This window comes from Azohydromonas sediminis, assembly GCF_003574675.1.
Classification (GTDB): domain Bacteria; phylum Pseudomonadota; class Gammaproteobacteria; order Burkholderiales; family Burkholderiaceae_C; genus Calidifontimicrobium; species Calidifontimicrobium sediminis.
Window position 1 is genome coordinate 1 of record NZ_QOAZ01000054.1, and the last position, 11,637, is coordinate 11,637.

An 11,637-nucleotide genomic window follows, 5' to 3' on the forward strand; every position below is an offset into this window, starting at 1 on the left:
TCGATCTCGTCGTACTTCTTCGCCTCGCCGCCGTACTTGCTCGCCAGAATCGTCGTGATCGCCGCCGTCAGCGTCGTCTTGCCGTGGTCCACGTGTCCAATCGTGCCCACGTTCACGTGCGGCTTCGTGCGCTCAAACTTGCCTTTTGCCATTGCCGGTTCTCCTGGCGATCGGTTCAGTAAGAAGGATGACGATGAGTGGTGCCCATGACGCGGATCGAACGCGTGACCTCTCCCTTACCAAGGGAGTGCTCTACCACTGAGCCACATGGGCGTCGACACGGGTCTGGGCGCGACGACGCCCACACGCTTGGCGACGAAGCGGCGCACTGGAGCGGGAGACGGGAATCGAACCCGCATCATCAGCTTGGAAGGCTGGGGTTCTACCATTGAACTACTCCCGCCCGGGAGCCGCCTGGCCGAAGACAGACGCAATCAAAGTTCGCTTTGGTGGAGGAGGCTGGATTCGAACCAGCGTAGGCGTAAGCCAACAGATTTACAGTCTGCCCCCTTTAACCACTCGGGCACCCCTCCGCGGCGAACCGCGAAGTATAGCGGGTTTCCACCCGTGCGCACCAAGTGCCCCAAAGCCGCGCTCAGTCACGCACCGGCAGCTGCCGCGTCATCGCGTCGAGCCAGGCCCGCTGCAGGTCGGCCCGCTGCGGCAGCGGATGACGGTAGAACGGTTCCCGGTCAGTGAGCCCTAACACCCTGCGCGACGATGTCGCCGCGATGGCCTTTGACGCCAGCGGCGCGAGTTCACGGGCCAGGCCCCACGCGCGCAGCACGGGCACCCGCGCCGGCCCGAGCGCGCGCGCGAGCTCGCCGGCGCGCGCCGGGCTGAAGATGCTGTGACGATCATCGGCGAGCGTGGCCAGCGCCGCGAACAGTTCGGCGCTCTTTGGCGTGCGCAGGTCCGACAGGTTGATCACCCGGATGTGCCGCAGCGCCCACCCCTGCGCCTGCGCGCGCAGCGCCAGGCGCATCAGCTGGTACTGCGTGCGGTCGGGCAGCGCCGGTGCCCAGCCGTCGGCGTCGAGGTCGGCCAGCGGCCGCGACGCGCCCGGGTTCATCATCACCGCGACGAGGTCGGCCGGGCGAGCGCGCGCCGCCACCGGGTCGAGCCCGCGCTCGACGATCTCGAGGTGGCTGCGCAGCGCGAAGCGCCGGCCGTCGAGTACAGCGTCGTAGTAGCGGCCGTGGACGTCGAAGCGCGCCAGCAGCCCGGCGGCCGCGCTCATCCGAACAGCTGCGCCAGCGCCTGCCCCGGGTCGGGAGCGCGCATGAAGGCCTCGCCGACGAGGAAGGCGTGCACGCCGGCGTCGCGCATCGTGCGCACGTCGTCGCGCGTCAGGATGCCGGACTCGGTCACGAGCAGGCGGTCGGCCGGCACGCGCGGCAGCAGGTCGAGCGTGGTGTGCAGCGAGACCTCGAACGTGCGCAGGTTGCGGTTGTTGACGCCCACCAGCGGCGTCTTCAGGCGCAGCGCGCGGTCGAGCTCGGCGGCGTCGTGCACCTCGACGAGCACCGCCATCCCGAGCGCGAGCGCCTGCGCCTCGAGCGCCGCCATCTGCGCGTCGTCGAGGCAGGCGGCGATCAGCAGGATGCAGTCCGCGCCCATCGCGCGCGCCTCGTCGACCTGGTAGGCGTCGACGATGAAGTCCTTGCGCAGCACCGGCAGCGCGCACGCCGCGCGCGCCTGCTCGAGGTAGGCCGGCGCGCCCTGAAAGAACGGCGCGTCGGTCAGCACGCTCAGGCACGCCGCGCCGTGGCGCGCGTAGCTCGCGGCGATCTCGGCCGGCACGAAGTGCTCGCGCAGCACGCCCTTGCTCGGGCTCGCCTTCTTGACCTCGGCGATCACCGCCGGCCGGCCGGCGCCGACCCGCCCGCGCAGCGCGCCGACGAAGTCGCGCACGTCGCGCCGCGCCTCGGCGGCGCGGCGCACGTCGGCCGCAGGCCGCACCTTCAGCGCCGCGGCGACCTCGTCGCGCTTGACGGCGACGATGCGGTTCAGGATGTCGGACATCGTGATCCCCCCGTTCACAGGCGTGGCCCGCTGCGCTCGATGCGCAAGCGCCGCGCCAGCACGTCGGCCAGTTCGTTCAGGCGCGTCATCGACGCGCCGCGCAGCCGCGCCGCGCTGTCGAACAGCCGCACGACGCGACCGCGCTCGGCGTGGCGCAGGTCGATCGCGATCGATTGCCGGCGGTCGCCCGGCGCGCAGGCGATCGACCAGCCCGCCCCGTCGATCACGACCACCTCGCCGGGCAGCTCGCGCGGCGCGACGGTGCGCGCCGCGAAGTCGACGAGCCAGCCGGCCCGAGCGCGCTTGAGCCACGCGTGCAGCAGCATCGCCACCAGCATGCCGGCCAGCGCGACCCAGCCCAGCGCCGCGTGCCCGTCGCCGATGCCGGCGGCCGCGAGCCCGAGCGCGAGCGACGCGCCGCCCAGCCACAGCCCCGCCGGGTGCGCCTCGACACGCGGCAGGAACAGCTGCGGTGCGTCGTGCGCGGCGCGCACGAGCGCGTCGAGCGACGGTGCGCCCACCGTCATCGCGCGCGCCCGGTCACGCGGCGCGCAGCCGGTTCGTCGCGGCGACGAACTGGCTGAGCTTGGCCAGCGCCCGGCCCGACGCGACCGCCTCGCGCGCGAGCTTGACGCCGTCGGCGATCGAGCCGGCGAGGTTCGCGCAGTACAGCGCCGCCCCGGCATTGAGCAGCACGATGTCGCGCACCGGCCCGTCCTCGTTGGCCAGCGCGCGCTGGATGCACGCGACCGACTCTTCCTTGTTCGCGACCTTCAGCACGCGCGAGTCGTACACCGGCAACCCGAAGTCGCTCGGGTGGATCGTGTACTCGCGCACCTCGCCGTCCTTCAGTTCGCCGACCATCGTCTCGCCCGACAGCGACACCTCGTCCATGCCGTTCATCCCGTAGACGACCATCACGTGCTCGCTGCCCAGACGCTGCAGCACGCGCACCTGGATGCCGACGAGGTCGGGGTGGAACACGCCGAGCAGCTGGTTCGGTGCGCCCGCCGGGTTCGTCAGCGGCCCGAGGATGTTGAAGATCGTGCGCACGCCGAGCTCCTTGCGCACCGGCGCCGCGTGCTTCATCGCCGGGTGGTGGTTCGGCGCGAACATGAAGCCCACGCCGGTCTCGGCGATGCACTGGCCGACCTGCTCGGGCGTCAGGTCGATGCGCGCGCCGAGCGCCTCCATCACGTCGGCGCTGCCGCTGGTCGAACTGACGCTGCGCCCGCCGTGCTTGGCCACGCGCGCGCCGGCGGCGGCGGCGACGAAGGTCGCGGCGGTCGAGATGTTGAACGTGTGCGAGGCGTCGCCGCCGGTGCCGACGATGTCGACGAGGTGCGTGCGGTCGGCGACCGCCACGGGTGTGGCGAACTCGCGCATCACCTGCGCCGCGGCGGCGATCTCGCCGATCGTCTCCTTCTTGACGCGCAGCCCGATCGTCAGCGCGGCGATCATCACCGGGCTCATCTCGCCGCTCATGATGCGGCGCATCAGCGCGAGCATCTCGTCGTGGAAGATCTCGCGGTGCTCGATGACGCGCGTCAGCGCTTCGGTGTTGGTGATCGCCATGGGGTCTCCTCGCGGGCAGTCAGTAGGGGGAGTCGGGAGCGCGCGGCGCCGTGGCGGCCGTACTCGCCGGGCGGGTACAGAACTCGCGCACCGCGGCGATCGTGCGCTCGATGCTGTCGTCGTCGACGTCCAGATGCGTGACGAAGCGCAGTCCGATCAGCCCGGTGGCCAGGATGCCGCGCGCGCCCAGGTGCGCGAGCAGTTCGCCGCCGCGGCCGCCGTCGACGTCGACGAACACGATGTTGGTCGCGGCCGACCGCACGGCGAGGCCCGGCAGGCCGCGCAAGCCGTCGGCCAGCCGCGCGGCGCGCGCGTGGTCGTCGCGCAGGCGGTGCACGTGGTGGTCGAGCGCGTGGTCGATCGCCGCCGCCAGCACACCGGCCTGCCGCATGCCGCCGCCCACCACCTTGCGCCAGCGCCGCGCCCGCCCGATCAGCGCGCGCGAGCCGCACAGCACCGAGCCCACCGGCGCGCCCAGGCCCTTCGAGCAGCACACCGAGACACTGTCGAAGTGGCGCGTGATCTCGCGCAGCGCGGCGAACGGGTCGCCGCCGGGGCCGGCGGCGTGGACCGCGGCGTTGAACACGCGCGCGCCGTCGAGGTGGCACGCGAGCCCGCGCGAGCGCGCGAGCGCGGTGGCCTCGGCCAGGTAGGCCGCGGGCATCGGGTGCCCGTTCCAGGTGTTCTCGAGGCACAGCAGCCGCGTGCGCGCGAAGTGCGGGTCGTCGGGCTTGATCGCCGCGGCGATGTCGGCGAGGCTCATCAGCCCCTCCCCGTCCTGCGCCAGCGGCTGCGGCTGGATACTGCCGAGCACCGCCGCGCCGCCGCCTTCGTAGCGGTAGGTGTGCGCCATCTGGCCGACGAGGTACTCGTCGCCGCGCTCGCAGTGCGCCATCAGCGCGCACAGGTTGCTCTGCGTGCCCGAGGGCATCAGCAGCGCGTCCTCCATGCCGGTGAGCGCGGCCATGCGCGCCTGCAGCGCGTTGACGCTCGGGTCGTCGCCGAACACGTCGTCGCCGACCTCGGCGGCGGCCATCGCGGCGCGCATCGCCGGCGTCGGCCGCGTCACCGTATCGCTGCGCAGGTCGACGGTCTTCACAGGGCTCACAGCGTCGCCGGCTCGCGGCTCATGCGCAGGAAGTTGCGCAGCAGCGCGTGACCGTGTTCGGTCAGGATCGACTCGGGGTGGAACTGCACGCCTTCGAGCGGCGTGGTGCTGCCGGCGAGTTCGCGGTGGCGCACGCCCATGATCTCGCCGTCTTCCGACGTCGCGGTGATCGCGAGCACCTCGGGCAGCGTCGCGCGCTCGATCACGAGCGAGTGGTAGCGGATCACGGTGAACGGGTTCGGCAGGCCATCGAACACGCCCTGGCCGTCGTGCGTCACGAGGCTCGTCTTGCCGTGCATCTGCTGCCGGGCGCGCACGATGCGGCCGCCGAGCGCGGCGCCGATCGCCTGGTGTCCGAGGCACACGCCGAGGATCGCGATGCGGCCCATGAAGGTGCGGATCGCCTCGACGCAGATGCCCGCCTCGGCCGGCGAGCACGGCCCCGGCGACAGCACGAGCTGGTCGGGGTTCAGCCCGGCGATGCCTTCGAGCGTGATCTCGTCGTTGCGGAACACGCGCACCTCCTCGCCGAGCTCGCCGAAGTACTGCACGAGGTTGTAGGTGAACGAGTCGTAGTTGTCGATCATCAGCAGCATGGCGCTCTAGCCCTCGGGTCGTCCAGGCCATTGTGCGGCCGAGTCGTGGTGGAGTCGTGGTGGTGGTGCGCCGCAAGGCGGGCACGCCGGGCCGCGTGAAAGTGTTCAGCCCGCATCGCGCAGCAGGTCGATCAGTTCGCTCGCCGCGAGCGGCGCGCCGCTGTCCTGCCCGGCCAGCAGCCCCTCGGCCAGTTCACGCTTGTCGTGGTGCAGCGCGACGATGCGCTCCTCGATCGAGCCCGCGGTGACGAGGCGGTAGACCGTCACCGGCCGCTGCTGGCCGATGCGGTGCGCGCGGCCCATCGCCTGATCCTCGGCGGCGGGGTTCCACCACGGGTCGGCGATGATGACGTAGTCGGCCGCGGTCAGGTTCAGGCCGAACCCGCCGGCCTTCAGGCTGATGAGGAACAGGTCGGCCTCGCCGCGCTGGAACGCCGCCACGCGCTCCTGGCGCGCCGCGGCCGGCGTGCTGCCGTCGAGGACCTGGTAACGCAGGCCGCAGGCGTCGAGCCGCTCGGCCAGCAGCTTCAGGAAGTCGGTGAACTGGCTGAACACCAGCGCCTGGTGGCGCGCGTCGACCAGTTCGGTCGCCAGCCGCTCGAACGCCTGCACCTTGGCGCCGATGCGGCCGACCTCGGGCGCCGCGAGACGCGGGTCGCAGGCGGCGCGGCGCAGCCGCGTGAGTTCGCCCAGCACGTTGAAGCGGTTCCTGTTCGCGTCGTTCGGATCGAGCCGGGCGATGCGTTCCAGCGCCTCGCGCCGCATCGCCTCGAGGAAGGCGCGCTCCTCGGCGGCGGGCTCGATGCGCTGCACGATCTCGGTGCGCGGCGGCAGGTCGGCGAGCACCTGCGCCTTCGTACGCCGCAGCAGGAACGGCGACACGAGCCGTCGCAGCCGCGCGCGGGCTGCCTCGCTGCGCTGGCGCTCGATCGGGTTGGCGAAACGCTCGGCGAAGCGGCTGGCGCTGCCCAGCAGTCCCGGGTTGAGCAGGTTCATGATCGACCACAGGTCGGCCAGCCGGTTCTCGACCGGCGTGCCGCTCAGCGCCAGCCGGAAGCCGGCCTGCAGCGCACCCACCGCCTGCACGCGCTGCGTCGCCGCGTTCTTCAGCGCCTGCGCCTCGTCGAGCACGAGCGTGGCCCAGGGCTTGGTCGCCAGCACCTCGGCGTCGCGCAGCAGCAGGGCGTAGGAGATGACGAGCAGGTCGCCGGCGCCGGCGGCCTCGACCTGCGCCGCGCGCTCGCGGTCGCCCTGGCCGTAGACGCTGCAGCGAAGGCCGGGCGCGAAGCGCGCCGCCTCGTCGGCCCAGTTGCCGCACACCGAGGTCGGCGCGACGACGAGTGCCGGACCCGCCGCCGCGCGCGCCAGCAGCAGCGCGAGCGTCTGCACCGTCTTGCCCAGCCCCATGTCGTCGGCGAGCACGGCGCCGAAGCCGGCCTCGGCCAGCCGGCGCATCCACGCGTAGCCCTCGTACTGGTACGGGCGCAGCGTGGCCTGCAGGCCGTGCGGCGGCTCGGGCTCCAGCGCGGCGGCGCGTTCGAGGTCGGCGGCGCGCCGGCGCCAGGCGGCGTCGCCGGTCGCGCCGAGTTCCGGCGCCGCCTCGGCCAGCCATGCGGCGGCGGTGGCGCCAACTTTCAGCGCCGCGCCGTCGGTCTCGGCGAGGGCATCGAGCTCGGCCAGCCGCTGGCGCAGCTGGTCGGCCAGCACCAGGTACTCTCCGTCGCCGAGCGCGACGTAGCGGCTGCCCCGCGCCTCGCGCAGCAGCGCCAGCAGCTGCTGCATCGTCAGCACGCGCTGCTCGTCGAGCCGCAGCTCGCCGTCGAGCGCGAACCAGTCGCGGCCGGTCGACAGCGTCGTCGCGAACGCCTTGGCCCCGGGTTCGTGCACGCGCAGCGGCCGCCCCTTGGGCCACTCCAGCGCACGCACGGCCGCCCCCTCAGCGGCCATGCGGCCGATCTCGTGCACCACCGCCAGCGCCTGCTCGGGGTCCTCCAGCAGCCAGCTGGCGTCGGCGTGCCCCTCGTCGCCGGCGAGGAAGGGCAGGCGCTCGAACACCGCGGCCAGGTGCGTGCGTTCGGTGTCGAGGTCGCGCTCGGTGGCCAGGCTGACGCCGCCGTGCAGCGTCATCAGCCGCGCCCGGCCGTGGCCGGGTGCGAGCAGCGGACCGTGGTCGCCGAACGGGCGCACCGCCAGCGTCAGTCGCATCGCGTCGCCGCGCGGCTGCAGCTGCGCCACGAGCCGCGCGTCGCTCGCCACCGGCTGCCCCGCGGCGGCGTCGCTTTGCAGCACGAAGTGGCCGGCCAGCACGCGCAGCGCGGCGTCGAGCTCGGCGCCGGCATCCACCGGCACCGTCCAGCGCTGCGCGACGAGCTCGGCGACGCGCCGCTGCGCCGGCGTGATGCGTATCAGCCGCGCGCGGTCGGCCGCGTCGCGCACGACGCGCAGGCCGTTGCGGCGCTCGATCTCGGCGTCCATCTGGTCGTAGTCGGGCAGGTGGTGCTCGAGGTCGGGCTCGGTATCGGCGAGCAGCTCGTCGTGCAGCTGGAACACGAAGTGCTCGCCGCCGCCCGGGCTGCGCTCACGCCGCACTTCGAGCGCGGGCAGGCTTTCGACGAGTTCGACGGCGACGCCCGGGGCGTCGTCGAGTTCCAGCGCCGGGTGCCCGACCAGTGCGACGGTGGCCGCCACGAGGTCGAAGCTCACCTCGTTCGCCCGGTAGCGGCCCTGCCGCAGGCAGCGCGCGACCGCTGCGTCGCGCGGGTCGAGCCGGGTGCGCTTCTTCAGCTGCAGCGGCGTCAGCGGCTTCGGCTTGCCACGCGCCGTCGCGGCCGGCTCGAAGACCTGCAGGTCGTGCACGCGGCCGGCGTCGTCGAGCACCAGCCGCCAGCGCAGCGTCGTCAGCGGCTGCGCCGCGGTGGCGGCGCGGCCCTCGCCGAGCGCGGCGATCGCGGCCAGCGCGTCGCGCCAGGCGTCCTGCCGCGGCGCGAAGAACACCGCCGGCCACGGCGGCGGCGCCTCGGCCGGCCGCGGCGGCACGGGCCAACCGAGGTTTTCGCAGGCCTGGGCGACCAGGTCGGCCTTCCACGGCAGGCCCGCCTCGTGCAGCGCCTGCGCCAGCGCCGTGACGAGCGCCGCGTCCCAGCCGGGCGGCGACTTGCCGAGCCAGGCCGCGAGCACGACGCGGTCGGCCAGCGCGTCCGGGTCACGCAACTCCTGGCGCGCGTGGCGGCCTGCCTGCAGCGCCTCGACGTCGAGCCGCGCGTCGCCGAGCCGCACCGCCAGCACGTGCGCCCAGCGGCCCCAGCGGTCGAACGGCGACGGCGTACGCGAGCCCGACAGGGCGACGCAGAACTTGCGCGCCGTCGTCCACGCCGCCGCGTCGTGCTGCGCCATCAGCGCCAGCGGATACCACTGCAGCAGGCTCGGCGGCGCGAAACCGCGGCGCTTGCCCAGGAAGGCGCACAAGGCCTTCCAGGCCACCGGGAAGGCGGCCGCAGTCTCGGCGAAGCGCCCCTCGCGCGCGGGCAGCACCGACTGCAGCAGCGGCAGGAACGGCCGCGCGTCGGCGTCTTCGGCGACCGCGCGCTGCATACCCGCGGCGTCGCCGCGGTGCAGCCGCTGCTCGGCCACGCGCAGGCGCAGGCCGGTGGCGCCCGCCGCCGGCGCCTCGCCGATGCGCGACTCGACCCAGGCCAGCAGCGCCGGCTCGCCGGCGAGCAGGCGGTACTCGTCGAGCGCGGCCAGCAGCTGCCAGCGCAGCGACGCGTCGACGCGCTCGAACAGGCCCAGCCGCAGCAGCTGCGCCAGCGTGCGCAGCACGACCTGCGTCTTGTTGACGTGGTGCAGCGGCCCGCGGGCGAGCGCGGCGTAGGCCGTCGGCTCGACGCCGCTGATCAGCACCAGCCGCAGCAGCGCCACCGCCTCGCCGTCGTCGCGCGGCGTGAAGTACACGGGCACGCGGTCCGGCGTCCCGAGGGCGCCGTTCGCCACCCACAGCAGCGCGCGCCACGCGTCGCCCGCGTGCACTCGAACGAGCAGCGTGGCCAGGCGCACCTCGGCCAGCGCCTCGGGCACCGACCAGCCCTCGCCTTCGTGCGCCTGCACGCGCCCCGCGGCGAGCAGCCGCCGCAGCGCGCCGCCCGTCTCGGCACCGCTGAAGGCGCGCCCGGCGTCGCGCCGCCAGTCCATCGCGCGCAGCAGCGTCGTCAGCGCCGTCTTGCCGCGGCGCCAGCCGGCGATCACGAGGGCGTCGAAGACGCGTTCGAGCTCGGCCGGCGTCAGCGACGCCTCGACCTCGTCGTCACGCCGCTCCTCCGCCGCCTGCCTGACCGTGCGGGCGACGTCGCCGGCGCCGCCCAGCGGCTGGCCGTGAAGGTTGGTGAACTGCAGGGACGAACGGCGGCGGGACATCGGCGGACGCGCTGCGCTTGCGAGGGCGGCGGGGTCAGAACCCTTCCTCGACCAGCTCCGCCGCGCGCAGCACGGCGCGCGCCTTGGCCTCGGTCTCCTTCCACTCGAGCTCGGGCACCGAGTCGGCGACCACGCCCGCCCCGGCCTGCACGTACAGGGTGTTGTCCTTGACGATGCCGGTGCGGATCGCGATCGCGACGTCCATGTCGCCGGCGAAGCTCAGGTACCCCACCGCGCCGCCGTAGATGCCGCGCTCGACCGGCTCGAGCTCGTCGATGATCTCCATCGCGCGGATCTTCGGCGCGCCGCTGAGCGTGCCGGCCGGGAAGCTCGCCTTGAGCACGTCGAGCGCCGTCAGGCCGGACTTCAGCCGCCCCTCGAGATTGCTGACGATGTGCATCACGTGCGAGTAGCGCTCGACGCCGAACGCCTCCGTCACCTTCACACTGCCGGTCTCGGCGATGCGGCCGATGTCGTTGCGCGCGAGGTCGATCAGCATCACGTGCTCGGCGCGTTCCTTCGGGTCGGCGAGCAGGTCGGCTTCGTGGGCCTTGTCCTGCTCGGGGGTCGCGCCGCGCGGCCGCGTGCCCGCGATCGGGCGGATCGTCACCGTGTGGCGGCCCTCGGCGTCGGCCTCGTCGCGCACGAGGATCTCGGGGCTCGCGCCGACGATCTGGAAGCCGCCCATGTCGTAGTAGTACATGTACGGGCTCGGGTTAAGCGAGCGCAGCGCGCGGTACAGCGACAGCGGGCTCTCCGTGTAGCGCTTCTTCAGCCGCTGGCCGAGCACGACCTGCATGCAGTCGCCGGCGGCGATGTACTCCTTGGCACGTTCGACGGCGCGCAGGAAGTCGTCCTTCGCGAACTCGCGCTCGACGGCGTACGACGGCCCGCGCCGCACCTGTGGCGCCGTCACCGAGAAGCGCAGCCGGTCGGTCAGCTCGCCGAGGCGCTTCTTGCCGTGGAAGTAGGCCTCGCTCTGCCGCGGGTCGGCCCACACGATCAGGTACAGCCGCCCCGACAGGTTGTCGATGACGGCGAGTTCCTCGGTCTGCAGCAGCAGGATGTCGGGCGTGCCCAGGCCGCCGGGCTTGCGCCGTCCGGCCAGGCGCTTCTCGATGAGGCGCACCGTCTCGTAGCCGAAGTAGCCCGCGAGCCCGCCGCAAAAGCGCGGCAGCCCGGGCCGCAGCGCCGGCTTGAAGCGCTGCCGGTACGCGGCGATGAAGTCCAGCGGGTTGCCCTCGTGCGTCTCGACGACGGCGCCGTCGGTGACGACTTCGGTGCGCGTGCCGGTCGCGCGCAGCAGCGTGCGCGCCGGCAGCCCGATGAACGAGTAGCGGCCGAAGCGCTCGCCGCCGACGACGGACTCGAGCAGGAAGCTGTGCCTGCTGCCGCCGGCGAGCTTCAGGTACAGCGACAGCGGCGTCTCGAGGTCGGCGAAGGCCTCGGCGATCAGCGCGATGCGGTTGAAGCCTTGCGCGGCGAGGCTCTTGAATTCCAGTTCAGTGATCACGGTTCAGGCCCTCCGGGGGCGGCGGCGTAGGCCGCCGTTCGCTGTGGGGTGCGCGCGAAGGCGGGGCCTTCGGCGGGGGCCGCCCGACCCGCAACCGGGCCGACGGCAAACGAGACTCGGGGCGACTCAGCGACGCCAGGGCCAGGCTCCCCGGTCGGACGACCTGGAGCGCGAAGTCTCGTTGCGCGGACTGAACATGCGGGCAAGTCTAGCAGCGCCGTGCGTCAGGCCGCCAGCGCGGTGCGCATCGCGTCGATGACGGCGCGGTAGTCCTTCTGGCCGAAGATCGCGCTGCCGGCGACGAAAGTGTCGGCACCGGCGTCGGCGACGCGGCGGATGTTGTCGGCCTTGATGCCACCGTCGACCTCGAGCCGGATGTCGCGCCCGCTCGCGTCGATGAGCCTGCGCGC

The 11,637-nt window shown here is 73.4% G+C and carries 9 protein-coding genes, 3 tRNA genes and 1 pseudogene; all 13 read right to left on the reverse strand.

Features of this window, described 5'->3' with window-relative positions:
* A partial coding sequence (locus DRV96_RS16965; protein WP_235823458.1) for a GTP-binding protein occupies window positions 1-152 on the reverse strand: 152 nt, incomplete at its 3' end.
* 46 nt (window positions 153-198) lie between these two features.
* Window positions 199-273, reverse strand: a tRNA-Thr gene (locus tag DRV96_RS16970).
* Between the two features lie 56 nt (window positions 274-329).
* Window positions 330-403, reverse strand: a tRNA-Gly gene (locus DRV96_RS16975).
* Window positions 404-447: 44 nt separating this feature from the next.
* A tRNA-Tyr gene (locus DRV96_RS16980) sits at window positions 448-533 on the reverse strand.
* Between the two features lie 62 nt (window positions 534-595).
* On the reverse strand, window positions 596-1,240 hold the full coding sequence (locus tag DRV96_RS16985; protein ID WP_119293363.1) for a hypothetical protein: 645 nt from the start codon (window positions 1,238-1,240) through the stop codon (window positions 596-598).
* The gene (gene trpC / locus DRV96_RS16990; RefSeq protein ID WP_119293365.1) at window positions 1,237-2,025 is read right to left on the reverse strand and encodes an indole-3-glycerol phosphate synthase TrpC; all 789 of its coding nucleotides are present in this window, start codon (window positions 2,023-2,025) and stop codon (window positions 1,237-1,239) included. Before trpC ends, DRV96_RS16985 begins: the two co-directional genes overlap by 4 nt.
* Before the next feature lie 14 nt (window positions 2,026-2,039).
* Window positions 2,040-2,552 (reverse strand): hypothetical protein, encoded by a 513-nt coding sequence (locus DRV96_RS16995; RefSeq protein WP_119293367.1) that lies wholly within the window; start codon window positions 2,550-2,552, stop codon window positions 2,040-2,042.
* 13 nt (window positions 2,553-2,565) lie between these two features.
* A complete protein-coding gene (trpD, locus tag DRV96_RS17000; protein ID WP_119293369.1) occupies window positions 2,566-3,600 on the reverse strand; it encodes an anthranilate phosphoribosyltransferase in 1,035 nt (344 codons plus the stop codon).
* A gap of 19 nt (window positions 3,601-3,619) precedes the next feature.
* On the reverse strand, window positions 3,620-4,648 hold the full coding sequence (ltaE, locus tag DRV96_RS17005; RefSeq protein WP_235823459.1) for a low-specificity L-threonine aldolase: 1,029 nt from the start codon (window positions 4,646-4,648) through the stop codon (window positions 3,620-3,622).
* Window positions 4,649-4,704: 56 nt separating this feature from the next.
* Window positions 4,705-5,304, reverse strand: coding sequence for an aminodeoxychorismate/anthranilate synthase component II (locus DRV96_RS17010; RefSeq protein WP_119293373.1), 600 nt, complete (start codon window positions 5,302-5,304; stop codon window positions 4,705-4,707).
* A gap of 105 nt (window positions 5,305-5,409) precedes the next feature.
* Window positions 5,410-9,714 carry a DEAD/DEAH box helicase gene (locus DRV96_RS17015; protein ID WP_235823457.1) on the reverse strand — a complete coding sequence of 1,435 codons (4,305 nt, stop codon included), beginning with the start codon at window positions 9,712-9,714 and terminating at the stop codon, window positions 5,410-5,412.
* Window positions 9,715-9,748: 34 nt separating this feature from the next.
* Window positions 9,749-11,227, reverse strand: a complete 1,479-nt coding sequence (gene trpE, locus DRV96_RS17020; RefSeq protein ID WP_119293376.1) for an anthranilate synthase component I — start codon at window positions 11,225-11,227, stop codon at window positions 9,749-9,751.
* Between the two features lie 224 nt (window positions 11,228-11,451).
* Window positions 11,452-11,637 (reverse strand): annotated as a pseudogene (locus DRV96_RS17025) (ribulose-phosphate 3-epimerase); the annotation flags it as partial.